The 24,619-nt window shown below is 59.1% G+C and carries 27 protein-coding genes and 2 pseudogenes; 15 read left to right on the top strand and 14 right to left on the bottom strand.

Annotated features, from left to right (window positions below):
- Positions 1 to 7 precede the first annotated feature (7 nt).
- Both BZL43_RS24775 and BZL43_RS24770 read right to left on the bottom strand, forming a co-directional pair.
- Positions 8 to 2,512, bottom strand: a complete 2,505-nt coding sequence (locus BZL43_RS24775) for an ABC transporter permease (protein ID WP_095634712.1) — start codon at positions 2,510 to 2,512, stop codon at positions 8 to 10.
- Complete coding sequence (locus BZL43_RS24770) at positions 2,512 to 3,195, bottom strand: ABC transporter ATP-binding protein (RefSeq protein WP_095634711.1); 684 nt, start codon at positions 3,193 to 3,195, stop codon at positions 2,512 to 2,514. The genes BZL43_RS24775 and BZL43_RS24770 overlap by 1 nt, the downstream gene beginning before the upstream one ends.
- Positions 3,196 to 3,205: 10 nt before the next feature.
- On the opposite strand from BZL43_RS24770, the gene BZL43_RS24765 reads away from it, so the two are divergent.
- From BZL43_RS24765 to BZL43_RS24755, 3 genes are all read left to right on the top strand, one after another.
- Positions 3,206 to 3,811: an arylesterase gene (locus BZL43_RS24765; RefSeq protein ID WP_095634710.1), complete on the top strand. Its 606-nt coding sequence runs from the start codon at positions 3,206 to 3,208 to the stop codon at positions 3,809 to 3,811.
- A 56-nt stretch (positions 3,812 to 3,867) separates the two neighbouring features.
- Complete coding sequence (locus BZL43_RS24760) at positions 3,868 to 4,161, top strand: hypothetical protein (RefSeq protein WP_008075246.1); 294 nt, start codon at positions 3,868 to 3,870, stop codon at positions 4,159 to 4,161.
- Between the two features lie 117 nt (positions 4,162 to 4,278).
- Entirely contained in the window at positions 4,279 to 5,250 is a 972-nt protein-coding gene (locus BZL43_RS24755; protein ID WP_095634709.1) for a L,D-transpeptidase family protein, read from the top strand.
- Between the two features lie 129 nt (positions 5,251 to 5,379).
- On the opposite strand, the gene oprI is transcribed toward BZL43_RS24755, so the two are convergent.
- On the bottom strand, positions 5,380 to 5,631 hold the full coding sequence (gene oprI, locus BZL43_RS24750) for an outer membrane lipoprotei OprI (protein ID WP_003172710.1): 252 nt from the start codon (positions 5,629 to 5,631) through the stop codon (positions 5,380 to 5,382).
- Between the two features lie 628 nt (positions 5,632 to 6,259).
- Between oprI and BZL43_RS24745 the strand changes: the two genes are divergently transcribed.
- The gene (locus BZL43_RS24745) at positions 6,260 to 6,541 is read left to right on the top strand and encodes a GNAT family N-acetyltransferase (RefSeq protein WP_030132333.1); all 282 of its coding nucleotides are present in this window, start codon (positions 6,260 to 6,262) and stop codon (positions 6,539 to 6,541) included.
- Positions 6,542 to 6,606: 65 nt separating this feature from the next.
- On the opposite strand, the gene BZL43_RS24740 is transcribed toward BZL43_RS24745, so the two are convergent.
- Positions 6,607 to 7,683, bottom strand: a complete 1,077-nt coding sequence (locus BZL43_RS24740; RefSeq protein WP_095634708.1) for a 3-deoxy-7-phosphoheptulonate synthase — start codon at positions 7,681 to 7,683, stop codon at positions 6,607 to 6,609.
- A gap of 143 nt (positions 7,684 to 7,826) precedes the next feature.
- The gene (locus BZL43_RS24735; RefSeq protein WP_095634707.1) at positions 7,827 to 8,255 is read right to left on the bottom strand and encodes a PilZ domain-containing protein; all 429 of its coding nucleotides are present in this window, start codon (positions 8,253 to 8,255) and stop codon (positions 7,827 to 7,829) included.
- Here BZL43_RS24735 and BZL43_RS24730 point away from each other — a divergent pair.
- The 5 genes from BZL43_RS24730 to cysB all read left to right on the top strand — a co-directional run bounded on the left by BZL43_RS24730 (position 8,254) and on the right by cysB (position 12,395).
- Positions 8,254 to 8,640 (top strand): co-chaperone YbbN, encoded by a 387-nt coding sequence (locus BZL43_RS24730; RefSeq protein WP_095634706.1) that lies wholly within the window; start codon positions 8,254 to 8,256, stop codon positions 8,638 to 8,640. The genes BZL43_RS24735 and BZL43_RS24730 overlap by 2 nt on opposite strands.
- Positions 8,637 to 9,593 (top strand): putative 2-dehydropantoate 2-reductase, encoded by a 957-nt coding sequence (locus BZL43_RS24725; RefSeq protein ID WP_095634705.1) that lies wholly within the window; start codon positions 8,637 to 8,639, stop codon positions 9,591 to 9,593. Before BZL43_RS24730 ends, BZL43_RS24725 begins: the two co-directional genes overlap by 4 nt.
- Positions 9,594 to 9,801: 208 nt before the next feature.
- Positions 9,802 to 10,707 carry a 5'-nucleotidase gene (locus tag BZL43_RS24715; protein ID WP_095634703.1) on the top strand — a complete coding sequence of 302 codons (906 nt, stop codon included), beginning with the start codon at positions 9,802 to 9,804 and terminating at the stop codon, positions 10,705 to 10,707.
- A gap of 97 nt (positions 10,708 to 10,804) precedes the next feature.
- Complete coding sequence (locus BZL43_RS24710; RefSeq protein ID WP_095634702.1) at positions 10,805 to 11,308, top strand: universal stress protein; 504 nt, start codon at positions 10,805 to 10,807, stop codon at positions 11,306 to 11,308.
- Between the two features lie 112 nt (positions 11,309 to 11,420).
- Positions 11,421 to 12,395 (top strand): HTH-type transcriptional regulator CysB, encoded by a 975-nt coding sequence (cysB, locus tag BZL43_RS24705; RefSeq protein WP_008023282.1) that lies wholly within the window; start codon positions 11,421 to 11,423, stop codon positions 12,393 to 12,395.
- A gap of 9 nt (positions 12,396 to 12,404) precedes the next feature.
- On the opposite strand, the gene BZL43_RS24700 is transcribed toward cysB, so the two are convergent.
- Together BZL43_RS24700 and BZL43_RS24695 are read right to left on the bottom strand one after the other, a co-directional pair.
- Positions 12,405 to 12,887: a GreA/GreB family elongation factor gene (locus tag BZL43_RS24700; RefSeq protein ID WP_095634701.1), complete on the bottom strand. Its 483-nt coding sequence runs from the start codon at positions 12,885 to 12,887 to the stop codon at positions 12,405 to 12,407.
- A gap of 14 nt (positions 12,888 to 12,901) precedes the next feature.
- The gene (locus BZL43_RS24695; protein ID WP_095634700.1) at positions 12,902 to 13,300 is read right to left on the bottom strand and encodes a hypothetical protein; all 399 of its coding nucleotides are present in this window, start codon (positions 13,298 to 13,300) and stop codon (positions 12,902 to 12,904) included.
- Between the two features lie 124 nt (positions 13,301 to 13,424).
- Here BZL43_RS24695 and earP point away from each other — a divergent pair, with 124 nt between their 5' ends.
- Together earP and BZL43_RS24685 are read left to right on the top strand one after the other, a co-directional pair.
- Entirely contained in the window at positions 13,425 to 14,582 is a 1,158-nt protein-coding gene (gene earP, locus BZL43_RS24690; RefSeq protein ID WP_095634699.1) for an elongation factor P maturation arginine rhamnosyltransferase EarP, read from the top strand.
- A gap of 48 nt (positions 14,583 to 14,630) precedes the next feature.
- A complete protein-coding gene (locus tag BZL43_RS24685; RefSeq protein WP_095634698.1) occupies positions 14,631 to 15,200 on the top strand; it encodes an elongation factor P in 570 nt (189 codons plus the stop codon).
- A 164-nt stretch (positions 15,201 to 15,364) separates the two neighbouring features.
- On the opposite strand, the gene BZL43_RS24680 is transcribed toward BZL43_RS24685, so the two are convergent.
- From BZL43_RS24680 to BZL43_RS24665, 4 genes and pseudogenes are all read right to left on the bottom strand, one after another.
- A complete protein-coding gene (locus tag BZL43_RS24680; RefSeq protein ID WP_095634697.1) occupies positions 15,365 to 16,378 on the bottom strand; it encodes an alpha/beta hydrolase in 1,014 nt (337 codons plus the stop codon).
- Positions 16,379 to 16,410: 32 nt separating this feature from the next.
- Positions 16,411 to 16,830: an organic hydroperoxide resistance protein gene (locus tag BZL43_RS24675; RefSeq protein WP_095634696.1), complete on the bottom strand. Its 420-nt coding sequence runs from the start codon at positions 16,828 to 16,830 to the stop codon at positions 16,411 to 16,413.
- 329 nt (positions 16,831 to 17,159) lie between these two features.
- Positions 17,160 to 17,621, bottom strand: a complete 462-nt coding sequence (locus BZL43_RS24670) for a MarR family winged helix-turn-helix transcriptional regulator (RefSeq protein WP_095634730.1) — start codon at positions 17,619 to 17,621, stop codon at positions 17,160 to 17,162.
- A 69-nt stretch (positions 17,622 to 17,690) separates the two neighbouring features.
- Positions 17,691 to 18,646 (bottom strand): annotated as a pseudogene (locus tag BZL43_RS24665) (LysR family transcriptional regulator).
- A gap of 110 nt (positions 18,647 to 18,756) precedes the next feature.
- Between BZL43_RS24665 and BZL43_RS24660 the strand changes: the two are divergent.
- Positions 18,757 to 19,506: a sulfite exporter TauE/SafE family protein gene (locus BZL43_RS24660; protein ID WP_095634695.1), complete on the top strand. Its 750-nt coding sequence runs from the start codon at positions 18,757 to 18,759 to the stop codon at positions 19,504 to 19,506.
- On the opposite strand, the gene BZL43_RS24655 is transcribed toward BZL43_RS24660, so the two are convergent.
- Positions 19,496 to 20,350 carry a LysR substrate-binding domain-containing protein gene (locus BZL43_RS24655; RefSeq protein ID WP_095634694.1) on the bottom strand — a complete coding sequence of 285 codons (855 nt, stop codon included), beginning with the start codon at positions 20,348 to 20,350 and terminating at the stop codon, positions 19,496 to 19,498. The two genes, BZL43_RS24660 and BZL43_RS24655, sit on opposite strands and share 11 nt — an antisense overlap.
- Positions 20,351 to 20,446: 96 nt before the next feature.
- Between BZL43_RS24655 and BZL43_RS24650 the strand changes: the two genes are divergently transcribed.
- Both BZL43_RS24650 and BZL43_RS24645 read left to right on the top strand, forming a co-directional pair.
- Complete coding sequence (locus BZL43_RS24650; RefSeq protein ID WP_095634693.1) at positions 20,447 to 20,662, top strand: DUF1127 domain-containing protein; 216 nt, start codon at positions 20,447 to 20,449, stop codon at positions 20,660 to 20,662.
- A 64-nt stretch (positions 20,663 to 20,726) separates the two neighbouring features.
- Positions 20,727 to 20,971 (top strand): annotated as a pseudogene (locus BZL43_RS24645) (winged helix-turn-helix domain-containing protein); the annotation flags it as partial.
- Positions 20,972 to 21,079: 108 nt separating this feature from the next.
- On the opposite strand, the gene BZL43_RS24640 reads toward BZL43_RS24645, so the two are convergent.
- Positions 21,080 to 22,426, bottom strand: coding sequence for a class II 3-deoxy-7-phosphoheptulonate synthase (locus BZL43_RS24640; RefSeq protein ID WP_007899909.1), 1,347 nt, complete (start codon positions 22,424 to 22,426; stop codon positions 21,080 to 21,082).
- A gap of 148 nt (positions 22,427 to 22,574) precedes the next feature.
- On the opposite strand from BZL43_RS24640, the gene BZL43_RS24635 reads away from it, so the two are divergent.
- Complete coding sequence (locus BZL43_RS24635) at positions 22,575 to 23,330, top strand: spermidine synthase (RefSeq protein WP_095634692.1); 756 nt, start codon at positions 22,575 to 22,577, stop codon at positions 23,328 to 23,330.
- A gap of 164 nt (positions 23,331 to 23,494) precedes the next feature.
- On the opposite strand, the gene BZL43_RS24630 is transcribed toward BZL43_RS24635, so the two are convergent.
- The gene (locus tag BZL43_RS24630) at positions 23,495 to 24,286 is read right to left on the bottom strand and encodes a crotonase/enoyl-CoA hydratase family protein (protein ID WP_095634691.1); all 792 of its coding nucleotides are present in this window, start codon (positions 24,284 to 24,286) and stop codon (positions 23,495 to 23,497) included.
- Between the last annotated feature and the right edge of the window lie 333 nt (positions 24,287 to 24,619).

Below are 24,619 nucleotides of genomic sequence, written 5' to 3'. Positions count from 1 at the left end.
GAGTTTATCAACCCTCGCGCAAGACTGTCAGGGGGCTGGCGTTCAAGGCGCGGCGCGTACCGAACACACCGGCACCGCCGATCAGTACGGCACCAATCAATGGCAACACCAACAGCCATGGATGCGGATGCCAGGGCAGGTCGAAGGCGTAGCGGTAGAGCACCAGGCTCACCAATTCCGAACCCAGTGCCGCCAACAATCCGCTGACCGCGCCGAGCAGGCCGAACTCGATCCGCCGGGCCCTGACCAGCAACTGTCGCTCGGCGCCTAGCGCTCGCAACAAGGCACCTTGGCGAATGCGTTCATCCAGCGTTGCCTGCAAGCCGGAGAACAACACCGCCATGCCCGCCGCCAACACAAACAACAGCACGTATTCCACTGCCAGAGTGACTTGGCCGAGAATGCTGCGCAGCTGCGCCAGCAACGCTTCGACTTGCAGAATAGTCACTGCCGGAAAGCTTCGGGACAGATCGACGATCTGCTGATCGTGACCGGGCGCCAGGTAGAAACTGGTCAGATAGGTCGCCGGCAAATCCTTCAGGGTGCCGGGTTGAAAAATCATGAAAAAGTTCGGCTGGAAGTTGTCCCAATTGACTTCCCGCAGACTGGTGACTTTCGCTTCCCTATTCATTCCGCCAACGGTGAATACCATGTGATCGCCGAGTTTGAGCTTGAGGCTTTCGGCGACTTTCCCTTCCACCGATACACCCGGTATTTCATCCGATGGTTGCTGATCCCACCAGTTGCCGGCAATGAGTTTGTTGCCTGCCGGCAAGTCGGCCGCCCAGGTCAGGCTCAGGTCGCGTTGAATGGCGCGATCACCGGCCGAATCCTTGCTGACGATCTCCTGCACCGGCTCGCCATTGACGCTGATCAGCCGTCCCGGCACCACCGGGTACAGCGGCGCCGATTGTGCCGACAACTCCATCAATCGATCGATAAAGGCCTGTTTGTCCGCCGGCAGAATGTTCAGGGCGAAGTAGTTCGGGGCATTTTTCGGCAACTGGTTTTGCCAGGTATCGAGCAACTCGCCACGCAGTAAAGCAATCAGCGCCATGGACAGCAGAATCAAACCGAAGGCCAGGGCTTGGCCGGCCGCCGCCAATGGATGGCGCAGCAGTTGGCCCAAGCCGAGGCGCCATGGCAATTCGGCGCGCGCCAGCATCCGGCGCAGGCTTTTGAGTAGCAGCAACAGCAAACTGCCCAGCACCAGTGCCGCGATCACACCGCCACCGAGCAGGGCGAAAGTCAGCAACAGGTCCAGGCTCAAGCGCCACATGATCAGGCCGAGGGCGCCCAATGCCGTGCCATAAACGATCCAGCTGCTGGACGGAATCGGCAGCATGTCCCGACGCAACACGCGCAACGGTGGCACTCGACCCAAAGCGGCCAATGGCGGCAGGGCGAAACCGGCCAGCGCTACCAACCCGGTGCCGATCCCCGCGATGGCCGGCAGCAGGCCACCCGGTGGAACATCGGTCGGCAATAAATCATGCAGCAATGCAAACAGCCCCAGCTGCGCCAGCCAGCCGAGCAGGGCGCCGCTGACGCTGGCGAGCAATCCAAGTACGGTCAGTTGCAGGCTGAACAGCACCATGGTTTCCCGACGGGACAGGCCCAGGCAGCGCAGCAATGCACTGGCATCGAAGCGGCGGGTGGCGAAGCGTGTCGCCGACAACGCCACCGCCACGCCGGACAGCAACACCGCCACCAGACTGGCCATGTTCAAGTAGCGTTCAGCCTTGCCCAGGGCGCCACCGATCTGCCGATTGCCATCGCGAGCATCCTGGATACGCTGGTTGGCCGCCAGGCCTGGCTTGATCAGCTGCCGATAGGTTTCCAGCGCCGAGGCGTTGCCGCGCCAGAGTTCGCGGTAACTGACCCGGCTGCCGGGTTGCACCACACCGGTTGCCTCAAGGTCGCTGAGATTGATCAGCACACGTGGCGTCAGGCTGTAGAAATTGCCGGCGCGATCCGGCTCGTAGGTCAGCACTCGCGCCAGGGTCAGGGTTTTCATGCCGACGTCGATGCTGTCGCCGATCTTCAAGTCCAATGCGGTCAGCAGTCGCGCTTCGACCCAGGCTTCGCCGGGTTTCGGTCCGCCACCGGGTTCTTCGGGCGCGAAGGGCGCGGGGGCGCTTTTCAGTTCGCCGCGCAACGGGTAGACGTCATCGGCGGCTTTGATGCTGGAGAGCTGAATGCCGTTGTCGGTGGCGATGACGCTGGAAAACTCCACGACTTGAGCGTGTTCAAGGCCCAACTCCGCGCCGCTTCTGATTTGTTCGGGGCGCGCCGCAGAGCTGCCTTCAAGCACCAGATCGGCACCGAGAAACTCGGTGGCGCGCAGCATCATGGCGCTGTTCAAGCGGGCACCGAAGTAACCGATAGCGGTACTCGCTGCTACCGCCACCAGCAAGGCAAAGAACAAAACGCGCAATTCACCGGCGCGGGCATCGCGCCATAATTGGCGCAGGGCGATACTGAACAGGCGCAACAGCGGCAAGCGTGCCATCAAGGCTCCAGAGGGGCGACCAGCAGGCCGGCTTCAAGGCGGATCAGGCGCCGGCAGCGATGTGCCAGACGTTCATCGTGGGTCACCAGCACCAGGGTCGTGCCGCTTTCCTGGTTGAGTTCGAACAGCAAATCGCTGATGCGTTCGCCGGTGTGGCTGTCGAGATTGCCGGTGGGCTCATCGGCGAACAGCACGTCGGGTTCGGCGGCGAAGGCCCGGGCAATCGCCACGCGCTGCTGCTCGCCACCGGAAAGCTGGCGCGGCGAGTGGGTCAGGCGTTGGCCCAGACCGACCCGTTGCAGCAGTTCGGTGGCGCGCTCGCGGGCGTCTTTGCGGCCATCGAGCTCCAGCGGCAGCATGACGTTTTCTAAAGCATTGAGACTGTCGAGCAGCTGGAATGATTGAAAAACAAACCCCACATGCTCAGCGCGAATGCGTGCCCGTTGGTCTTCATCGAGATTGCTCAGGCCTTGCCCGGCGAGGGTGACTTCGCCGCTGCTCGGCAGATCGAGGCCGGCAAGCAGACCCAGGAGGGTGGATTTGCCGGAACCGGAGGCGCCGACGATGGCCAGGCTATCGCCCGTGTTCAGTTCCAGGCTGAGTTCGTGCAGGATAGTCAGTTCACCTTCCGCGCTCGGAACCACTTTGCTGAGGTTCTTCGCGGTGAGAATGCTTGCGCCCATGGAGAATCCGATGCGTGTGTGGTTTTTGAGTGCTGGCCTGGCCTTGATGTGCATGGCCCAGAGCGCAGCGGCGGGTACAGTCCTGATCGTTGGCGATAGTATCAGCGCCGGTTTCGGCCTGGATACCCGCTTGGGGTGGGTGTCGTTGCTCGAGCAACGGCTCAAGCGCGAAGGTTTCGACGATAAGGTGGTCAATGCATCCATCAGCGGCGACACCAGCGCCGGAGGCCGGGCGCGCCTGCCGGCGCTGCTTGCAGAGCATAAGCCCGAGCTGGTTATCCTCGAGTTGGGGGGCAACGATGGGTTGCGGGGAATGCTGCCAACACAATTGCAACAAAATCTTGCGTCGATGATCGACAGCTCCCGCGCCAGTGGTGCCAAGGTGCTGCTGCTGGGCATGCAGTTGCCGCCCAATTACGGTGCGCGTTACACCCAGGCCTTTGCCGAGGTTTTCACCAAGGTGGCCGATGAGAAAAAAATCCCGCTGGTGCCGTTTTTTCTCGACGGCGTGGGCGGTCATCCAGACCTGATGCAAGGCGACGGCCTGCACCCGACCGCGGCGGCTCAGGACAAGTTGCTGGAAAATGTCTGGCCGACACTGAAACCGCTGCTTTGACGCTTTTCTAGCGGCGGTGTTTCGGCTAAGGTGGCGCCCCCGATTTGGAGCCCCCGATGCCGCGTCCTGCCTGGTCCCTTTTTGCCTACCAACTGATCGAGCCTGACGAACAGCTGGATCTGTTTGCCTGCCAGGAAGTGCGGGTGCATCTGGTGACCCGTCAGCTGGAATTGGGCGGCTCGGTGGACCGAACCTTGTGCGGCAGCCTGTTGCCGGCGCAACCGCGCTGGTCGAGCGTCGACCGTACCGTGTTCCAGGACCAGCGTCTGTGCTCGCTGTGCCGGGCCATTCTGGAGTCGCAAAAACGCGGCACCTCGCCGATCTGGCCTGAGTTGCGATTCGAGCTGTAGATCCCTGTGGTAAGGGGCTTACCCTCAACCACAGGTCTTTACGTCTCCCCGAAATAACGGGCAGCGGTGTACAATCCTGTTTTTATACCCTTGTCGATCATGCGAAGGATTTTCCGGATGTTGCCGCGCTTTCCCGCCGTCACCCGCTGCCTGTCTCTTGCCGCCCTCTGTGTCGCGGGTCCGGTAGCAGCATTGGAGCTACCCCTGCCACCTGCCGGTGAAGACATCATCGGTCAGGTGCAAGTGATCAAGGCCAAGTACGAAGACACCTTCGCCGACCTTGGCACCACCTACGATCTGGGCTATTCGGAAATGGTCGCGGCCAACCCCGGAGTCGATCCATGGCTGCCGGGCGCCGGGACCGAAATCGTCTTGCCGACGCGTTTCATCCTGCCGCCGGGCCCCCGTGAAGGCATCGTCATCAACCTGGCTGAATACCGTCTCTACTATTTCCCGAAAGGCCGGGACGTGGTGTACACCTTCCCGCTGGGTATCGGTCGTGAAGGCTGGGGCTCGCCGATCGCCCACACCAGCATCATCGCCAAGACGCCGAACCCGACCTGGACGCCTCCAGCGTCGATCAAGGCCGAGCACGCCGCCGATGGCGATCCGCTGCCGAACGTAGTGCCAGCCGGCCCAGACAACCCGCTGGGGCCGTTCAAGTTCACTCTTGGCACTCCGGGCTACCTGATCCACGGTTCGAACAAGAAATTCGGTATCGGCATGCGCACCAGCCACGGTTGCTTCCGCATGTTCAACAACAACGTGCTGGAAATGGCCAGCATGGTGCCGGTCGGGACGTCGGTGCGGATCATCAACGATCCCTACAAGTTCGGCCTCAGCGCCGGCAAGGTTTATCTGGAAGCGCACACACCGCTGGACGATTCGGGCAATCCTTCGGTGGTCGACAAGCACACCGCAGTGATCAATGCGATGCTCAAGCGTGAGGACATCACCAACAACTTGCGCATGAACTGGGATGTGGTGCGTGACGTAGTTGCCGCTGAAGATGGCCTGCCGGTGGAAATCGCCGTGCCGAATGCGTCGGCGTCGATGGTCACGAGTGCGCCGATCGACCTGCAGCAGTAAAGCTTTCGCTTTAAAGCAACCCGCCGACGCAGGCCGCGTCGGCGGGTTTTTTATGGTCTGCACAAACGTCAGGCCATAAAAAAGCCGACCCAAAAAATGGGTCGGCTTGATAACAATCCCGAAGGACTATTACTTGCGGCTAGCTTTTTCCAGCATGCGCAGAGCACGCTCGTTAGCTTCGTCAGCAGTCTGTTGTGCTTTTTGAGCAGCAGCCAGAGCTTCATCAGCTTTACGGTAAGCTTCGTCTGCACGAGCCTGGGAGCGAGCTGCTGCGTCTTCAGTAGCAGTCAGACGTGCTTCGGTTTCTTTCGATACGCTGCTGCAACCGGTAGCCAGAACTGCGGCCAGAGCCAGAGCAGAGAATTTCAGAACGTTGTTCATCGTGTTCCCCTTCAAGGACTTTCTATTAAGTAGCTGTCTCCTCAGAGTGAGGAAATAGCCGGCGTACATACTACCCATTACTTGTAGTAAGTAAACTGACGTAGAGCAAGAAGCAAAAAAAATTGTAGGCGTTGATTCTTTTTCGATCAACTTTTAACTGCATTGTATAAAAAATATCCAGCTGCGAGGCCCGAACAGAGCGATCCGCCAAAGGAAAGTTCCTCAGCGCACAGCTGTTTTTCAGTCACAACTAAAGTCCGTCTAGATGGAATCGTCCACACTTTTGTTCGAATTTTGCGCAGCGGCTCTCATATCTTTATCCATGTTGAGGTGACTTAAACAAAGGGCGCTCGTCTCAAGTCTCAATATCCGGCAATGTTCAGGCCCGGACTCGGGAAGATTCCGGTCGGGCCGCCCCTGCATTACCCAGCAACATCCGCCAGCCAGCATGACGAGCGTCCCTTGAGCATTTCTGCCAATGGTGCCTACTATTTGATACGTGCTCGGTTGCGCGAGATTGGTGTTGCTCTCTCGGTGTCCATTCAGGCACAGGGTGGCGTAGATGTTCCTTCGCCGGAAAAACATCGGTAAGGTAGGGGTCAGAATCAAAGACCCGCGAGGAGTAGTGATGAGCGAGGCGTTGTCCATCCACCATGACCAGGCTGGTCATCAATTCGAGACCACTGTGGACGGTTATCGTGCCTACCTGACCTATATGGATCTGGGGAAACAGACCCTGGATATTTATCGTACCTTTGTGCCCAACGCGCTGCGTGGTCGCGGCATCGCGGCGGCGTTGACCGAGCAGGCACTGCAGTACGCCGAGGAAATGGGCTACACAGTCATTCCATCGTGTTCCTATGTGGAGCGCTACATGGAGCGTCACCAGCGGCATGCCGCCAAGCTGTGATCAAAACGGACGCATAAAAAAACGCCAGGTTAAAGCCTGGCGTTTTTTTATGGGTGAAACGGCGATCAGGTGCGATCGCGTTTCGGCAATACATCCTTGAGCTTGGCGTGCATGCTGCGCAAGGTGTTTTCGGTGGCGGTCCAGTCGATGCAGGCATCGGTGATCGACACACCGTATTGCAGGTCGGCGAGGTCTTTGGGGATCGCCTGGCAGCCCCAGTTCAGGTGACTTTCGACCATCAGGCCGATGATCGACTGGTTGCCTTCGAGGATCTGGTTGGCGACGTTCTCCATCACCAGCGGTTGCAGGGCCGGGTCCTTGTTGGAGTTGGCGTGGCTGCAATCGACCATGATGTTCGGCTTGATCTTCGCCTTGTTCAGCGCTTGCTCGCAGAGCGCGACGCTGACCGAATCATAGTTCGGTTTGCCATTACCGCCGCGCAACACTACGTGACCGTAGGCGTTGCCCTTGGTGGTGACGATCGACACGCCACCTTCCTGGTTGATGCCCAGGAAGCGGTGCGGGCTGGAGACCGATTGCAAGGCATTGATGGCCACGGTCAGGCCGCCATCGGTGCCGTTCTTGAAGCCGACAGCCGAGGACAGGCCGGACGCCATTTCCCGGTGAGTCTGGGATTCGGTAGTGCGTGCACCGATCGCCGACCAGCTGATCAGGTCCTGCAAGTATTGCGGGGAGATCGGGTCGAGGGCTTCGGTTGCGGTCGGCAGGCCCATTTCGGCCAGGTCCAGCAACAACTGACGACCAATGTGCAAGCCATCCTGAATCTTGAACGAGTCATCCAGGTATGGGTCGTTGATCAGGCCTTTCCAGCCTACGGTGGTGCGTGGCTTCTCGAAGTACACGCGCATGACCAGATACAAGGTATCGGACACTTCCGCCGCAAGCGCTTTCAGACGTTCGGCGTATTCGTGGGCAGCCTTGATGTCATGGATCGAGCACGGCCCGATCACGACGAACAGGCGGTGGTCGGTGCCATCAAGAATGTTGCGAATGACTTCGCGGCCCTTGGTGACGGTGCGCAAGGCAGCGTCGCTCAGAGGGATATCACGCTTGAGCTGATCGGGAGTGATCAGGGTCTCGTTGGAGGCGACGTTAAGGTCGTTGATCGGTAAATCAGCCATCGTTTACTCGTCAGGTCACAGGTGCCGGCCGCCAGCGAACCCGCGCGGCGGAGCACAGCAAATTAAGCGCGTCGGGGAGCCGAACCTTAGCGCGTTACACCGTGGCTCGACAATGGGCAGACACCGGTTTAATCCAGCATTACTTATGCAAATGCCTTGCGAACCGTGTCGTGGGAGAACTCGTTGGCGTGCAGTTGGACCCATTCGAGGGCCAGGGTCTGGTTATTCAGCTGTTCGCTTTGGGGTTCGTGCTGACGGCAGTAACGTTCGATCTGGCAAACCTGCTCGCCCATTCGCGCGCTGAACAGGGTCTGTTCATCAACGAAGGCGATGCCCACCAGATAGCTGCGTTTTCGTCGCAGACACCAGGCCACATAGCCCAGGTAACAGATCGTGGTGCTCAGGGTCGGCATGCGCACTTGAAGTGCGGTGCCCCTTCGCCATCCGCGGTGGTAATTGCAAGCCATGCCGCCGAGGCTGATAGTGTGCAGCTGTTGTCGCGAAATGCACTCACGTTTGAGCAACGTTAATTCGACGGGTACATCGTCAGGATGAGGAAGATAACGTCCCATGAACACGGACTCCCTGTGTCGGCCATCTGACATCGTTTCTCCCAGTATAGTGGTCGAATCGGAACTGACCGATTTCGACGCCGACCAACGGCTATTGGCGATGAACGGCGTTTCCCTGGTGATCTTTACCAGCGTCGGTTGCGCGAGTTGCCGTTTTGCCCGTGAGCAATTGCCCATGCTCGATCTGGCGGTCGATCGACTGTGCTGGATCGATGCCGGGAACAATGGCGGAGTGGTCGAGCGTTATCGGGTCTTTCATTTGCCGGCGCTGTTTGTAGTGCGCGACGGTGAATTCTTCGGGGCACTACAGTCGCGTTTGACCCGCACAGCGCTCAACGAAGCCGTGGGGCAGGCGTTGAATCGACCAGCAGAGGAATTGCCATGACTGAGACAGGAACCAAATCGACCATCGGCATTATCGGAACCGGCGCGATCGGTGGTTTCTACGGGCTGATGCTCGCGCGTGCCGGCTTCGATGTGCATTTCCTGTTGCGCAGTGAATTTGCAGCGGTGTCTGAGCGCGGCTTGCAACTTGATCATGCGTCGTTGGGGCCGCTGCTCCTGAACCCGGTCCAGGCTTATTCGTCGGCTGCCGACATGCCGCCGTGCGACTGGTTACTGGTGGGCGCAAAGACCACCAGTAACACGGACCTGGCCCCCGCCATTATTCAAGCCGCGGCGCCGGGTGCCAAAGTGCTGTTGCTGCAAAATGGCCTGGACGTTGAAGACCGTCTGCGCGAGTTGCTCCCCGACTCGCTGCACCTGCTGGGCGGGCTCTGTCTGATTTGCGTCCATCGCGCCGGCCCAGGGGTCATTACCCATCAGGCGCTCGGTGCGGTGAACCTTGGCTACCACAGTGGCCCCGTCGCCGATGAACAGGCGCGCATGCACATTGTCGAGGAGGGCGCCGGGCTTTTCCGCGCCGCCGGCATCGACGCTCGGGCCATGGCGAACCTGCATCAGGCGCGTTGGCAGAAACTGGTCTGGAATATCCCCTACAACGGCCTGTCGGTTCTGCTCGGCGCCAGCACCACGCCGTTAATGGCGGATGCCGACAGCCGCGCGTTGATTCAGGCCCTGATGGCCGAAGTGGTTCAAGGGGCCAAGGCCTGCGGTCACGAGATGCCGCCCGGTTACGCTGATTATCTGTTCATGATGACTGAGAAAATGCCCGACTACTGGCCGAGCATGTACCACGACTTCCTGCACAAGCGGCCGCTGGAACTGGATGCCATCTACACTCGGCCACTGGCAGCGGCGAAGGCCGCGGGATGTGAATTACCGCGCATCGAGGCGTTGTATCGCAGCTTGAGTTTCATCGACCGACGTAATCACTGAGTCGGCCAAAGGACTGTTCAGCAATAGCACCTTCTTGTAGCAGCTGGCGAAGCCTGCGTTCGGCTGCGAAGCAGTCGTAAAGCCAGAACATTCGGCAGACCGCGTCGGCCGGATTCACGACTGATTCGCAGCCGAACGCAGCCTCGCAGGTTCGGCAGCTGCTACAGATAGCATTGCGGCTTAACTGATTGAGCATTAGGGGAAGGGCATGGCCAATGGCATAGACGACAAACTGGTGCTGGCGATTTCTTCGCGAGCGCTGTTCGACTTGAGCGAGAGCCACAAGGTTTATCTGTCGAGCGGCGTCGAGGCCTATCGGCAATATCAGATCGAACACGAAGACGAAATTCTCGAGCCTGGCGACGCGTTCCCGTTAGTCGAAAAACTCTTGAACCTGAACGCCAGTCTTGGCCGTGCACGGGTCGAGGTAGTCCTGGTGTCGCGCAACAGCGCCGACACCGGCCTGCGGGTTTTCAATTCGATTCATCATTATGGCCTGGCGATTTCCCGTGCGGCATTTGTCGGCGGGCGCAGTCCTTATCCCTACCTCAAAGCCTTTGGTTGTGACCTGTTTCTTTCGACCCATTCCGACGATGTGCGCAGTGCGCTGGATGCCGGTTTCGCAGCAGCGACTATTCTGTCGGGCGGTGCCAGTCGCGCTGCCAGCGATGAATTGCGTATCGCGTTCGACGGTGACGCGGTGCTGTTTTCCGATGAGTCGGAGCGGGTCTATCAGTCGGGAGGCCTTGCAGCGTTTCAGGCCAGCGAGCGTAAGGCGGCCCGCGAGCCTTTGCGCGGCGGGCCGTTCAAAGGCTTTCTCGCGGCGCTCAATCTGCTGCAACGCGAGTTTCCCGAGGAGGCCTGTCCGATCCGCACCGCCTTGGTAACCGCGCGCTCGGCGCCGGCCCATGAACGGGTGATCCGCACCTTGCGCGAATGGGACATCCGTCTGGACGAATCGCTGTTCCTTGGAGGGTTGACCAAATCAGCTTTTCTCGAAGCCTTTGCCGCCGACGTTTTTTTCGATGACCAGGCCGGCCATTGCGAGCTGGCCCGCGAAGTGGTTGCTACCGGTCACGTGCCGCATGGCATCAGTAACGAGTCGTCGATTTAAAGCGCTGCGGTCCAATGCACTGCACCGAGCGTCGCACTCGCCACGGCACTGCTAAGCTGAATCAATCTCCGCCGTGTTGGCATTAAAGGAGGTCCCTATGATTCATTCGATGCTGTATGCCACCGACCTCGGTCTGTACGCACCTTTTGTGATGCAGCATGCGTTGGCACTGGCTCGAACATTCAACGCCGATTTGTATGTAGTGCATGCGGTTGAGCCGATGGGTTTGTTCGCCGAATCGGTGCTTCAGAGTTACCTCGATGAGCAGGCCTTGAACGAGTTTCACAGTCAGGGCCTGAATACGGTGATTGCCAATATCGAGCAGCGGGTGCTCGACAGCTTTCGCGAAGAGTTGGGAGGGGATGGGGAGCAGGACCTGGAACGGATTAAGACAGTGCGCGTGCTGCAGGGTGATCCGTCGCAGGTGATTCTCGACCAGGCGCAGAAACTCTCCGTCGATTTGCTGATCGTAGGGAGTCACAGTCATGGTGCTGGCGCGGAAACGCCATTGGGCCGAACCGCTGCGCGCGTGTTGCAACTGTCTCGAGTGCCGGTCTATCTGGTGCCGCTGATGGAGCGTCGCCGCAAAGGGGATCGCTAGGACACGAATAATGGCGTTTTGATAAAAAGTTCTAGATTTATTAATCAAACCATTAATATAGTTATATATCGTCGCTGATGCCCGTGGCGTCTACCTGCTTTGAGGGATTCATATGAAGCTCCAACAATTGCGCTACATCTGGGAAGTGGCGCACCACGACCTCAACGTTTCAGCTACAGCCCAAAGCCTTTACACCTCGCAACCGGGCATCAGCAAACAGATCCGCCTGCTGGAAGACGAATTGGGGGTCGAGGTTTTCGCCCGTAGCGGCAAGCACCTGACCCGGGTTACCCCGGCCGGCGAGCGCATCATCACCACCGCCGGCGAAATCCTGCGCAAAGTTGAAAGCATCAAACAGATCGCCCAGGAATTTTCCAACGAGAAAAAAGGCACCTTGTCGATCGCCACCACGCACACCCAGGCACGTTATGCGTTGCCACCGGTGATCAGCAATTTCATCAAGCAATATCCGGACGTTGCCCTGCACATGCACCAGGGTTCGCCGATGCAGATTGCCGAGATGGCCGCTGACGGCACCGTCGATTTCGCCATCGCCACCGAAGCGCTGGAATTGTTCGGCGACCTGGTGATGATGCCGTGCTACCGCTGGAACCGCTGCGTGGTCGTGCCTCAGGGCCACCCGCTGACCAAGCTGTCGAAGCTGACCCTCGAAGCCCTGGCCGAATACCCGATCGTGACGTACGTGTTCGGTTTCACCGGTCGTTCGAAACTCGACGAAGCTTTCAGCCATCGCGGCCTGACACCCAAAGTAGTGTTCACCGCCGCCGACGCCGACGTGATCAAGACTTACGTGCGTCTGGGCCTGGGCGTGGGCATCGTGGCGAAAATGGCGGTCGACCCCAAGCTCGATAGCGACCTGGTGGTGCTCGATGCCAGCGAGTTGTTCGAATCCAGCATTACCAAGATCGGTTTCCGTCGCGGCACCTTCCTGCGTGGCTTCATGTGCGACTTCATCGAGAAGTTCGCGCCGCACCTGACCCGCGAAGTTATGGCCAAGGCCATTCAGTGCCACAACAAACAGGAACTGGAAGAGCTGTTCGACGGCGTCGAACTGCCGGTGCATTAATCGTTTTTTCTACATGACCTCGGTGACAGAAAACTGTTGCCGAGCGCCCGCCACCAGAACCTCCACTTCATCCCCTTCGAACTTGCCCAGCAGGCTTTTGCCCAGCGGCGAGCGAGGGGTGATGACGGTAATCAATTGCCCCACCAGATCGATCTTCAGCCCGGCCGCGTCGGGGGCCAGGAACAGCCATTGTTCGCGACCCTTTTCGTCTTCCAGGCCGAGCAGGGCACCGATTTCGATGCCGCGCTGATCGTCATAAGGTCGTAATGTCAGGTTCTGGCAAAGGGTCAATGACTGACGGATTTCTTCCACTCGTCTGGCCTGTCCGGCCGCCAGGTAAGACGCCTCCAGCCCCAGCGTGTCGTACTTGTTTTCGGCTATGTTTTCTTCGTGGGTCGCGGTTTCGTAAGCGGTTTGCGCGGCGCGTTCGGCGATATCGAGATCGATCCGCAGCTTGTCGATAATCAGTTGGTGGATGGTCGGCTTGTGCATGGAGAGCTTCTTGATCAGTCGCAGAATTGCAGGACGTTGGCGCGGCTTTTTTCGCTCGGCGCCGTTTGATTCTGCTGCAGCCAGAACTGGCATTTTGGATTGGACAGGTTGTTTTTGCTGCTTCGGGCCTGTTCCACCATTTGCTGCTGTTCATTCCTGCGCAGGTGGTCCTCGTACTGTTCGAACATCGGGTTCTGCGAGGCGGGTTGCTCAACCACCGGTGGCTTGGCCAGTTGTTCCACCGCCTGGGTCACGGATGCCAATTGCTCATTGAACAACAGACGCCCGGCGAGCCAGCAAGTCAGTGCGATCGCGATGAATCCCAGCCACAGACCGAGGGCAATACTGCCGGTCAGTTGCAGCGCGCTGAACTGAATCGGTAAGGGACGGCGCGGATTGGGACGGTAGGGCATGACTGCCTCCTGGCGGGTAGTCGCGGGCAAGTGGCGATTGTCGCATGAAGATTAATCGCCGTCGGCTCTTCTGCGCGGAGTAATTTATGCGGACAATCGGCGCCTTTGCCAACGGGAGCCTGGAATGCCTGAAATGCCTCAAGTGAAAAACCGCTGGCGCTGGGATATTTTTTGCACCGTGGTCGACAACTTCGGCGATATCGGTGTGACCTGGCGCCTGGCCCGACAACTGGTGGCCGAACATTCAATGGCGGTGCGTTTGTGGGTCGATGACCTGCGGGCCTTCGAGCGTTTGTGTCCAGACATCGACATCAACGCTGCGCAGCAGTGGCAGCAGGGCGTCGAGGTGCGACAGTGGTCGGCGGACTGGCAGCCCACCGAAGCCGCCGATGTCGTCATCGCCGCCTTCGCGTGCCAGTTGCCAAGTGCCTATATGGAGGCCATGGCCGCACGGGAAAAACCGCCGCTGTGGATGAACCTCGATTACTTGAGTGCCGAAGACTGGGTCGTCGGCTGTCACGGCTTGCCGTCGGTGAAGTACAAGAACGTGCAGAAGTTCTTTTTCTTCCCGGGCTTTCGCAAGGGCACTGGTGGCTTGTTGCGTGAAAGCGGATTACTCGAGCGGCGTCGGCAGTTTCAACAAAGCCCGCAAGCGCAGCGAGAATTCCTGCAAGGCCTGGGAATCGACCGCGCGCCGAATGCACAACTGATCTCGCTGTTTGCCTACGAAAATCCCGGGTTGGCCAGTTGGCTCGACACGATGGCGGCCGACTCGACGCCGACTCATCTGCTGGTCCCCGAAGGGCGAATTCTCGGCGACGTCGAACGCTGGCTTAAGGTGGACGGGCTGACGGCCGGGGCGGTGCATGTACGTGACGCGTTGACCGTGCAAGTGCTGCCATTCGTCCGACAGGATCATTATGACCTGTTGCTGTGGAGCTGCGATTTTAACGCTGTGCGTGGCGAAGACTCCTTCATCCGCGCCCAATGGGCTGGCCGTCCGCTGCTCTGGCACATCTATCGCCAGGACGAAGACATTCACCTGGATAAGCTCGACGCCTTCCTGACCCTCTACACCCAAGGCCTGTCCGGGCCCGCTCGCGAGGCGATCAGCGGTCTATGGCGGGCGTGGAATGCAGGTGAGACAATGACCGATCATTGGAAATCAACCCGCAAACACTGGCCTGAACTGGAAAAACATGCCGAGACATGGTGTCTGGAACAAGCCTTGCAGGCAGATCTTGCCGCAGCGCTGGTACAGTTTTACCTAAATTGGATATGATACGCGGCCTAGATTTTTGTAAATCCCATCCAAATTCGGATATTCGCAATGAAAACTGGTAAAGAACTCAAACCCGGTACCGTGATCCGTATCGACAACGATCCTTGGCTGGTTCAGAAAGCTGAATTCACCAAGTCGGGTCGTAACAGCGCGATCATGAAGACCAAGCTGAAGAACCTGCTGACCGGTTACAAGACCGAAACCGTTTACAGCGCCGACGACAAACTGGACGACGTGATCCTCGACCGCAAAGAAGCGACCCTGTCCTTCATCAGCGGCGATTCCTACACGTTCATGGACACCACTGACTACACCATGTACGAACTGAACGCTGAAGACATCGAAAGCGTTCTGCCGTTCATCGAAGAAGGCATGACCGACGTCTGTGAAGCCGTGTTCTTCGAAGACCGTCTGGTTTCCGTAGAGCTGCCGACCACTATCGTGCGTCAGGTTGACTACACCGAAGGTTCCGCTCGCGGTGACACTTCCGGCAAGGTGATGAAGCCTGCCAAACTGAAGAACGGTACCGAGCTGTCGGTTGCTGACTTCATCGAAATCGGCGACATGATCGAAATCGATACCCGCGAAGGCGGTTCCTACAAAGGCCGTGCTAAATAAGCACAGCTTGAGGAATGAAAAAGCCCGACCATTGAGTCGGGCTTTTTTGTGACCGAAGATCAGGATCAATAGATCGCAGCCTCGTTTCACTCGACAGCTCTACATGGGTTTTGTATTCCCCCTGTAGGAGCTGTCGAGTGAAACGAGGCTGCGATCTTTTTGCTTTATTTCAAATGTTGCTTGAGCTCTTCAGATGCCTGCAGCATTGCCGAACGCACTGCGGGCACCTGGTTCACTACGTTGAGCAAACCGTAGTCGTGGATCATGCCGTTGTAGCGCACTGCTGTGACCGGCACACCCGCCTCGTCGAGTTTGCGGGCGTAGGCTTCACCCTCATCGCGCAGGACATCGGCGCTGGCCGTCTGCACCAGCGCAGGTGGCAAGCCCTTGAGTTGCGCGGTGGTTGCCCGCAGCGGTGAGGCGTAAATCTCGTTCCTTTGTCTGGCATCGGTTGTGTAGTTGTCCCAGAACCACTTCATCATGTTTTTGGTGAGGAAGTGCCCCTCGGCGAACTGGTTGTAAGACGCCGTTTCGAAGCTGGCGTCAGTCACCGGCCACAACAACACCTGATACCTGATCGCTGGCGTGCCTTTGTCTTTGGCCATCAGCGCAACCACGGCTGCCATGTTGCCACCGACGCTGTTGCCGGCCACGGCCAGACGTTTGCCATCGACGTTGATTTCTTTACCGTGCTCGGCCACCCACTTCGTCGCGGCATACGCTTGATTGATCGCCACCGGGTAATGCGCCTCTGGCGAAGGGGTGTAATTGACGAATACTGCCGCCGCGCCCGAACCTGTTACCAGGTCCCGAACCAGCCGTTCGTGGGTTGGGAAATCCCCCAGCACCCAACCACCGCCATGGAAGAACATGAACACTGGCAGCTCGCCTTTGACCCCCGCCGGCCGAACGATGGTCAGGCTGATCGGTTGGCCGTCGACCTGGATGGTCTTCTCGCTGACATCGGCTTTGGGCAGTGTCAGTTTCACTCCGGCCTGCGCACCCACCAACACCGCACGGGCATCGGCAGGCGTGAGCTGTTCAATCGGTTTGCCGGTGCCGGCGTTCAGTACATCGAGGAACGCCTGGGTGTTGTGTTCAACCCCATTGCCTGCGAATGCACTGTTGATGGACAGGGCGAGAAGGGTACCGGTCAAGACGTTGCTGAAAGTGTTCATGTTCATTTCCTGTCAGGCCTTGGAGTCAGCAGTTAGACGGCAACGTGCAGGCGCACATCGACATTGCCACGGGTGGCATTGGAGTACGGGCAAACCTGGTGGGCAGCTTCGACCAGGCTTTGTGCGTCAGCCTGCTCAAGACCCGGCAAGCTGATGTGCAGATCGATGTCCAGACCGAAGCCGCCAGGGATCTGGCCGATGCCGACATGGGCGGTGATCGACGCATCGTCGGGGATTTTGCGTTTGCTCTGGCTGGCGACGAATTTCAGCGCACCGATAAAGCAGGCGGAGTAGCCCGCGGCGAACAGTTGTTCCGGGTTGGTTGCCGCGCCGCCTGCGCCACCAAGTTCTTTCGGGGTGGCAAGTTTGACGTCGAGCACGTTGTCGCTGGAGATCGCACGACCGTCACGGCCGCCGGTGGAGGTTGCGATTGCGGTGTAGAGAGTTTGCATGGTGTGAGCCTCGTTTGGGTTTGATGTTTTTGCGCTAAATGTTTGCGCGCTAAGTAAGTGCGAGGTGAATGTAGCTCGCTAATATTTAGTGCGCAAGATAAATTTTCGAAAAAATTTGTTTTGAGTCGTCATTCAGCAATTCGATTGGGGAGGAGAGGCTTGAGGTAGAGGCTTTCGTGCGGGATTTTTGCGTGGTGAAATTTTTTTGCGACGGGGAGGACGCCTTCGCGGGCAAGCCTCGCTCCCACAGGTTTTGTGTCGTTTACAAATTATGCTATGACCGCAAACCTGTAGGAGCGAGGCGTGCCCGCGAAGAACGATTACGCGGTCTAAAGGCTGTCTTGCAGATGACTACGCAGCGCTTGAAGATCCGCTTGCAGCTTCTTCAGCTGCTCCAGCGTTTGTCCGCTGGCGCCGAGGATGCACTGGGGAATGCCCCGCGCCTTGTCGCGCAGGGCACGGCCTTGCTCGGTCAATTCGACGATCACTACTCGCTCGTCTTCACGGCTGCGGGTGCGGCTCAGCAGGCCTTCGGCTTCCAGGCGCTTGAGCAGCGGGGTGAGGGAACCGGGATCGGTCAGCAGGCGGGTGCTGATTTCGCCGACCGTCAACCCATCCTTTTCCCACAACACCATCATTGCCAGATACTGCGGATAGGTCAGGCCCAGCGCTTGCAGCAGCGGCTTGTAGACCTTGGTCATCAGCAGCGAGGTGGAATGCAGGGCGAAGCAGACCTGATTGTCCAGCAGCAGGTCTTCGCAGTTGTCCGGTTTGTTGCGCTCGGTGTTCATTTCAAAGCCTTGATCAGTGATCGTCATGAATCTAGCGGGCGAATCTTTAATGCGCCAGATAATTCTGGACTAGTGGCGATCCAGATTGGTTTGCAGCGCCAGATCCCACGGCGGAATGGGGCTGAAACGGGTCTTCAGGTACTCCAGCAACAAGCGGCTGCGCGAACTGGGTTGTTGCTCCAGGCGCAATGCGTAAATGCCGGTGCTTTCCGGTTTTGGCAGACCGTTTTCGCAGAACAGCGGCAGCAGTTCGCCGCGTAATAATATTCGCTGGCCAGCCACGTCGGTAAATGCGCGATGCCCAACCCGGCCAATGCACCGCAGACCAGTGCCTCGGCATTGTTGGCGCTCATGCGGATTCGCGCAGGCCGGTGCAAATGCATCTGCCCATTCTGCTCGAAGCGCCAAGCGAAGGGCGGAGCCAGGCCCTCCCAGTCGAGGCCATCATGGTCGCCCAGCTGCGCTGGGTCGGTGGGCACGCCACGGCGTTGCAGGTAATCGGGGCTGGCGCAGGCGATACGCACCATGCTCGCCAGCGGCGTCGCCACCAGTCGAGTATCGGCCATCTGCCCGGCACGCAGTACCAGATCGACTTTGCCCAGGTTCAAGCCCTGCATGTCGACAAAGCTGTCGATCAGGTGCAATTGCACGTCCAGGCCAGGGTAAAGCGTCAGGAAATCGGCAATCGCCGGCGCCAGATGGCGTCGTCCGAACGCTGCCGGCGCATCCACCCGAATCAAGCCTTCCGGCGCACTGCTAAGAGACACCGCTTCCGCACGGGCCAGGCGCAGTTCAGCGACGATCCGCCGCGCACGTTCAGCAAAAGCCAGACCGGCCGGGGTCGCGCGCACCGCGTGGGTGCTGCGGATGAACAACTGGCTGCCAACGGCGTTTTCCAGGCTATCAATGCGTCGCGCGACGGCCGAAGGCGTCAAGGGATGGCGTCGGGATGCGGCGGAAAAACTGCCACTTTCCAGCACATCGAGAAACAGGCCAAGTTGTTCGGTCAATTGATTGGGGTTCATGGTTCGTCGGCGCTTATGCGAAATTGGCACAGCCATTGTGCGTTGCTGTGCGTTTCCCCGCCAGAGCCGACTGCGTAGGATGAACAGCCTCACAAAAGGAAAAACGCCCCGTGATTGAATTCATGTTGTATCTGGTTTTTGGCGCGGCCTTGGGGACCCTTGGCGGCCTGTTCGGCATCGGTGGCGGGTTGGTCGCAATTCCGCTGCTGGGCGTGTGGTTCGGGCTCGATCAGCAGATCGCCCAAGGCACGGCGCTGGTGATGGTGGTGCCGAACGTGATGCTGGCGTTGTGGCGCTATCACCAGCGCAATCGCATCGAATTGCAGCATGCGCTGCCACTGGCCTTGATGGGGTTCTGTTTTGCCTGGATCGGTTCGATCTGGGCGGTGGGTATCGATGCGCAGACCATGCGCTTGGGCTTCGTCGCTTTCCTGATCGCGCTGTCGGCCTACAACCTGATGCGAATGTTCACCACCAACGCACCGGCCTCTACGCAGATGCGTTATTCCTGGCCGTGGCTGGGCGTGCTCGGCGCGGCTTCCGGCACAATGGGTGGACTATTTGGAGTGGGCGGGGCAGTGGTGGCAACACCGGTGTTGACCAGCCTGTTCGGTACCACTCAAGTGGTTGCCCAGGGGTTGGCGCTGGCGTTGGCGTTGCCAAGTACCGGCGTCACCCTGGCAACTTATGCGGTGCATCATCAGGTGGACTGGGCGATTGGCGTGCCATTGGCGGTCGGAGGATTGATGAGCATCAGCTGGGGCGTGAGAATTGCCCACGCCTTACCGGAGCGGCTCCTGCGCGGGCTGTTCTGTGGTTTTCTGGTGGTTTGCGCGGTGATGCTCGCGTTTAAAGCTTGAAACCTTCGACGATGTGCTCGGCCAGGCATTCGGTGATCGGCGAAGGGTTGTTCAGGTTGCGGATCAGCATGATGCTGGCTTCCGGCAACAGCGGCAGGTCTTCGTTGGCGCCAAGGATACGCATGTCCGGTGTAATCAGGCTTTCCAGCTGCGCGGTGATCGCCAGACCCGCGCTGACCACGGCCATCAACGCCGACAGGCTGGAGCTGTTGTAGGCAATCCGGTAGTCGCGGCCCATGGCGTCCAGGGCATTGCATGCCCAGAGGCGGCAGAAACAATCACTGTTGAACATCGCCAGCGGCAACGGTGTTTGCTCATGGGCGTTGAAGCATTGGGCTTCGGCCCAGACAAACCGCTCCTTGCGCAACAATTGGCCGATCTCGTTGCCCGGCTCGCGGGTGACAATGGACAAGTCCAGGTCCTGGCGCTGCAACAGTTGCCGGGTCGATTCGCAGTGAACTTCGATCTGGATCAGCGGGTAGAACTGCGCGAAGCGCGACAGGATGCCCGGCAAAAAACGCATGACGTAATCATCGGGCGTGCCGATGCGCACCGTGCCGACCATGTGCGGCTCACGCAGGGTATTGAAGACTTCGCTGTGGAGTTTGAGGATGCGCCGCGCATAGCCCAGCAAAACCTGGCCTTCGGCGGTCAGCTTGACCTGGCGCCCGTCGCGTTCGAACAGCTGGCGCTGCAGCACGTCTTCTTCCAGGCGTTTCATCTGCATGCTCACCGCCGACTGGGTGCGGTTGACCATTTCACCGGCGCGGGTAAAACCGCCCTGATCGGCAATCGCGACAAAGGTGCGCAGTACATCGGTGTCGATACTGGGGTAGGTGGACACTCATCAATCTCCGAGATGTATGCCATCAGAAACATTCGTTGGATTGATCTTAGCGCTGGCGCGAGACTTGGGCCATCCCTAAAGGAGGGCTACACGATGAAAGGTCACAACGAGCATGTAACGGAACAAAAACTTTCAATCCACGCGGTATCCGATCTGCTGCACAAGTTTAGTCGCTGGTACGAACTTCACCGTGAACGTGAAATGTTGGCGGGCTTGAGCGACGAAGCACTGAAGGATATCGGCGTGAGCCGTGCGGATGTGGAGCATGAGACGGTAAGACCGTTCTGGGATGATCCGATGCATAAATGATGATGCCATCGCTACACAAACCACTTTCGGGTGAGGCAGGTTGCGAGCAGACAAGGAGATGCTCATGCCCGCCACGCTGTCCTTTTCCCTCAAACAGGCTCGGCGTCTGGCGCTGGCTGCCCAAGGGTTCAACGGGCGCCAGCCGCCAGCGGCGATCAAAGCGGTTCAGCTCAACCGGCTGATCGAGCGCCTGGGCATTCTGCAGATTGATTCGTCAATGCGTTGGTGCGTTCGCACTACCTTCCCTTGTTTTCCCGTCTTGGCAACTATTCATCCGACTTGCTTGATCAGGCTGCTGGAGGCATTGGCACAGATTGAGGGTGATTGAGCTAACGCCTTCGCGGGCGAGCCTCGCTCCTGCAAGGGATCGTGAATTCCTGTTGGAGCGAGGCTTGCCCGCGATGGCGGCGACGCGATTTAGCGCCGAACCTGCTTCAGGGTTTCAGCAATCAAGAACGCCAATTCCAGCGACTGATCGGCATTCATCCGTGGGTCGCAGTGGGTGTGGTAACGATCCGACAATCCATCCTCGGTAATCGGCCGCGCGCCGCCGATGCATTCGGTGACGTTCTGCCCGGTCATTTCGATGTGGATGCCGCCGGCATAACTGCCTTCCGCCTCGTGAACCTGGAAGAACTGTTTCACCTCGCCAAGAATCTGCGCGAAGTCACGAGTCTTGTAGCCACTGCTGGCCTTGATGGTATTGCCGTGCATCGGGTCGGAACTCCAAAGCACCTGCTTGCCCTCGCGCTGCACCGCGCGGATCAGCTGCGGCAGGTGATCGCCGACCTTGTTCGCGCCCATCCGTGCAATCAGGTTCAGGCGACCCGGATCGTTGTCCGGGTTGAGCACGTCGATCAGGCGAATCAGGTCTTCGGGGTTCATGCTCGGGCCGACCTTCACGCCGATCGGGTTGTGCACCCCGCGCAGGAATTCGACATGCGCGCCGTCCAGTTGACGGGTCCGGTCGCCGATCCACAGCATGTGGGCCGAGCAATCGTAGTAGTCGTTGGTCAGGCTGTCGCGACGCACGAAGGCTTCTTCGTAGTTCAGTAGCAGCGCTTCATGGGCAGTGAAGAAACTGGTTTCGCGCAGTTGCGGCGAACTGTCCATGCCGCAGGCGCGCATGAAGGCCAGGGTTTCATCGATGCGGTCGGCCAGGTGGCTGTACTTCTCGGCCAGCGCCGAGTTGGCGATGAAATCCAGGTTCCATTTGTGCACCTGATGCAGGTCGGCAAAGCCGCCCTGGGCAAAGGCACGCAGCAGGTTCAGGGTTGCGGTGGACTGGTGATAAGACTGCAGCAGACGGTCCGGATCCGGCACGCGGCTTTTTTCGTCGAAACCGATGCCGTTGACGATGTCGCCACGGTAGGCCGGCAGCGTCACGCCGTTGATGGTTTCATCGTTGGCCGAACGGGGTTTGGCGAACTGGCCGGCCATGCGTCCGACTTTCACCACCGGGCAACCGGCGGCGAAGGTCATGACGATCGCCATTTGCAGCAGCACTTTAAACGTGTCACGAATTTTCGCAGCGGAGAATTCGGCGAAGCTTTCGGCGCAGTCGCCGCCCTGCAACAGAAACGCCCGGCCCTGAGTCACTTCGGCGAACTGACGACGCAACTCCCGGGCTTCACCGGCAAACACCAGCGGTGGATAGCTCGCCAGGGTTTGCTCGACGTGCAGCAAATGCGCCGCGTCGGGGTATTGAGGTTGTTGCTGGATCGGCAGGGCGCGCCAGCTGTCAGGGCTCCAGGGTTGGCTCATTGCAGTCTCTAGTGTTTTCCGCTCGGACGGTTATGTTATCAGCAATTAGTGCGTGACCTGTTCCCGTCGCTTCGCGGACAATCGCGCTTTTGCCGTTTTATGTTGCGATTTATCGCGTTGCCGGGGCCGGTAACGATCAGGAGACGAAATGACTGAGGAGCGCGTCGAGCATCTGCTCGCCGAGGTACAGGATGAGTTCGGCGTGATTCGCGTGCTGGAAGTGGCCGATTACCGTTTCCTGGAGTTCGGTGATGCCATCGAACAGAGCTGTGTGTTCACCGCTGATCCGAGCTGGCTCGAGTACGATTACACCCGGGCGATGCTGATTGGCGCGCTGTGTCACGAACAGCCGGAAAGCGCGCTGTTTCTAGGGCTCGGCGCCGGCACGCTGACTCAAGCCTGTCTCAAGTTCCTGCCGCTGGAAGACGTCGAAGCCATCGAGCTGCGCCCGGATGTACCGCGCCTGGCCATCGAATACCTCGGGCTGGATGATGATCCGCGACTGTATATCCGCATCGGCGATGCCCTGGAGTTGCTCGAAACGGCTGAACCGGCGGATCTGATTTTCGTCGACCTCTATACCGATGTCGGGCCGGGTGTCGGGCATCTGGCCTGGGGGTTTCTGGAAAACTGTCAGAAACGGTTGAATCCGGGGGGCTGGCTGGTGATCAACCAGTGGGCCACCGACGATGGTCGGCCGTTGGGGGCAGCGTTGTTGCGCGGCCTCTATCACCGGCATTACTGGGAGTTGCCGGTGAAGGAGGGCAACGTTATTTTGCTCGTGCCGTCTGAGCTGGATCAGGAACTGGACAGGGATGGGCTGATCGCGCGCGCTGAAGGCCTGGCACCGCGATTGGGGTATTCGTTGCAGTCGTTGATCAAGGCGATTCGGCCTGCGACGTGAATGGACGCATGAATTCATTGTGGCGAGGGGGCTTGCCCCCGTTCGGCGGCGAAGCTGTCGTAAAACCAGCAATCGCGGCGTGCCTGACACACCCGTTGAATGGTTTTGGGGTTGCTGCGCAACCCAACGGGGGCAAGCCCCCTCGCCACAGGTTGATGTGAATGTCAGCAGCCTTTGAAGACCCCCGGCCGCTTTTCGATCATCGACCGCACACCCTCTTTGGCGTCCTCGCTGTTCAGCAGTTTTTTCACCAGTGCCGGCAAGGCCTGAGCTGCCACCATTTCACCCTCATAGCGCGCCTGCCGCGCCGACATCAACGTCGCCTGAACCCCCAGCGGTGCCTGGCGGGCAATCCGCTCGGCCAATTCAATGGCCCGCGGTAACAAATCCTCACTGGCCATGACCTCTTGCACCAACCCCAGATGCAAGGCGTCATGAGCATCGAATTCATCGCCGGTGAGCAGCCAGCGCATGGCATTGCCCCAGCCGGCAACCTGATGCAGGCGCAAAGTGGCGCCGCCGAACGGGAAAATCCCGCGCTGCACTTCCTTCTGGGCAAAACGGGTATTGCTGGCGCACAGGTTGATGTCGGCGGCCAGCATCAGTTCGATGCCAACGGTCAGGCAGTAGCCTTGCGCCGCGACAATCACCGGTTTGCTGACCCGGGGGCCTGCGAGCACGCCCCATGGGTCGCAGCCACCGGGTGGCGCCTGCCAGCCTTCGGCCAGGGCCGCGCCGGCGCTGACCAGATCGAGCCCGGCCGTAAAATGCTCGCCATGACCGAACACCACCGCTACCCGCGCCTCGCTGTCGGCCTCGAACTCGCCATAGGCCAGGCTGAGTTCGTTGAGCAGGTCAAGGTCGAAGGCATTACGTTTGGCCACCCGATCCAGGCCGATCATCAGGACATGACCGTGTCGTTCACGGGTTACACGACTGGGGCTGGGCTGATTCATGGCGCATTTCCTCGGATGGGGAAGGGGGTGTCAGACCGAAGGTCTGCGTCGCTAGAGTGAACCGTTTTAGCGCCATCGTCAGCAGGGCCGGGCGTTTGCAAAATAGAGCGTCGCACCATTATCCGCAAAGCCCCTGACACAACGGTATGCGCCGGTTTTTTCCGATAAAAAAAGCTCCCTTTTCGGGCGAATTCCGGTATAGTGCGCGCCGGCCTTTAACCGGGCCGCGTTTAGGTAGCGCAATTCCCCGAAGCCAGCTTCGGCTGCACGTCCGCACAGCGGACTCTTCCTTGACGAATCTTTTTCATTCATTCGTTTTCGCAAATCCCCGCC

The organism is Pseudomonas sp. PICF141 (genome assembly GCF_002286815.1).
Taxonomy (GTDB): Bacteria; Pseudomonadota; Gammaproteobacteria; order Pseudomonadales; family Pseudomonadaceae; genus Aquipseudomonas.
This window is presented reverse-complemented; position numbering and strand designations above follow the sequence as displayed.

What these genes read in the sequence shown, in the direction of transcription:
- BZL43_RS24775 (WP_095634712.1), bottom strand. Translation starts at nt 2,512, where the DNA reads ATGGCACGCTTGCCGCTGTTGCGCCTGTTCAGTATCGCCCTGCGCCAA.
- BZL43_RS24770 (WP_095634711.1), bottom strand. Translation starts at nt 3,195, where the DNA reads ATGGGCGCAAGCATTCTCACCGCGAAGAACCTCAGCAAAGTGGTTCCG.
- BZL43_RS24765 (WP_095634710.1), top strand. Translation starts at nt 3,206, where the DNA reads ATGCGTGTGTGGTTTTTGAGTGCTGGCCTGGCCTTGATGTGCATGGCC.
- BZL43_RS24760 (WP_008075246.1), top strand. Translation starts at nt 3,868, where the DNA reads ATGCCGCGTCCTGCCTGGTCCCTTTTTGCCTACCAACTGATCGAGCCT.
- BZL43_RS24755 (WP_095634709.1), top strand. Translation starts at nt 4,279, where the DNA reads ATGTTGCCGCGCTTTCCCGCCGTCACCCGCTGCCTGTCTCTTGCCGCC.
- oprI (WP_003172710.1), bottom strand. Translation starts at nt 5,631, where the DNA reads ATGAACAACGTTCTGAAATTCTCTGCTCTGGCTCTGGCCGCAGTTCTG.
- BZL43_RS24745 (WP_030132333.1), top strand. Translation starts at nt 6,260, where the DNA reads ATGAGCGAGGCGTTGTCCATCCACCATGACCAGGCTGGTCATCAATTC.
- BZL43_RS24740 (WP_095634708.1), bottom strand. Translation starts at nt 7,683, where the DNA reads ATGGCTGATTTACCGATCAACGACCTTAACGTCGCCTCCAACGAGACC.
- BZL43_RS24730 (WP_095634706.1), top strand. Translation starts at nt 8,254, where the DNA reads ATGAACACGGACTCCCTGTGTCGGCCATCTGACATCGTTTCTCCCAGT.
- BZL43_RS24735 (WP_095634707.1), bottom strand. Translation starts at nt 8,255, where the DNA reads ATGGGACGTTATCTTCCTCATCCTGACGATGTACCCGTCGAATTAACG.
- BZL43_RS24725 (WP_095634705.1), top strand. Translation starts at nt 8,637, where the DNA reads ATGACTGAGACAGGAACCAAATCGACCATCGGCATTATCGGAACCGGC.
- BZL43_RS24715 (WP_095634703.1), top strand. Translation starts at nt 9,802, where the DNA reads ATGGCCAATGGCATAGACGACAAACTGGTGCTGGCGATTTCTTCGCGA.
- BZL43_RS24710 (WP_095634702.1), top strand. Translation starts at nt 10,805, where the DNA reads ATGATTCATTCGATGCTGTATGCCACCGACCTCGGTCTGTACGCACCT.
- cysB (WP_008023282.1), top strand. Translation starts at nt 11,421, where the DNA reads ATGAAGCTCCAACAATTGCGCTACATCTGGGAAGTGGCGCACCACGAC.
- BZL43_RS24700 (WP_095634701.1), bottom strand. Translation starts at nt 12,887, where the DNA reads ATGCACAAGCCGACCATCCACCAACTGATTATCGACAAGCTGCGGATC.
- BZL43_RS24695 (WP_095634700.1), bottom strand. Translation starts at nt 13,300, where the DNA reads ATGCCCTACCGTCCCAATCCGCGCCGTCCCTTACCGATTCAGTTCAGC.
- earP (WP_095634699.1), top strand. Translation starts at nt 13,425, where the DNA reads ATGCCTGAAATGCCTCAAGTGAAAAACCGCTGGCGCTGGGATATTTTT.
- BZL43_RS24685 (WP_095634698.1), top strand. Translation starts at nt 14,631, where the DNA reads ATGAAAACTGGTAAAGAACTCAAACCCGGTACCGTGATCCGTATCGAC.
- BZL43_RS24680 (WP_095634697.1), bottom strand. Translation starts at nt 16,378, where the DNA reads ATGAACACTTTCAGCAACGTCTTGACCGGTACCCTTCTCGCCCTGTCC.
- BZL43_RS24675 (WP_095634696.1), bottom strand. Translation starts at nt 16,830, where the DNA reads ATGCAAACTCTCTACACCGCAATCGCAACCTCCACCGGCGGCCGTGAC.
- BZL43_RS24670 (WP_095634730.1), bottom strand. Translation starts at nt 17,621, where the DNA reads ATGAACACCGAGCGCAACAAACCGGACAACTGCGAAGACCTGCTGCTG.
- BZL43_RS24650 (WP_095634693.1), top strand. Translation starts at nt 20,447, where the DNA reads ATGAAAGGTCACAACGAGCATGTAACGGAACAAAAACTTTCAATCCAC.
- BZL43_RS24640 (WP_007899909.1), bottom strand. Translation starts at nt 22,426, where the DNA reads ATGAGCCAACCCTGGAGCCCTGACAGCTGGCGCGCCCTGCCGATCCAG.
- BZL43_RS24635 (WP_095634692.1), top strand. Translation starts at nt 22,575, where the DNA reads ATGACTGAGGAGCGCGTCGAGCATCTGCTCGCCGAGGTACAGGATGAG.
- BZL43_RS24630 (WP_095634691.1), bottom strand. Translation starts at nt 24,286, where the DNA reads ATGAATCAGCCCAGCCCCAGTCGTGTAACCCGTGAACGACACGGTCAT.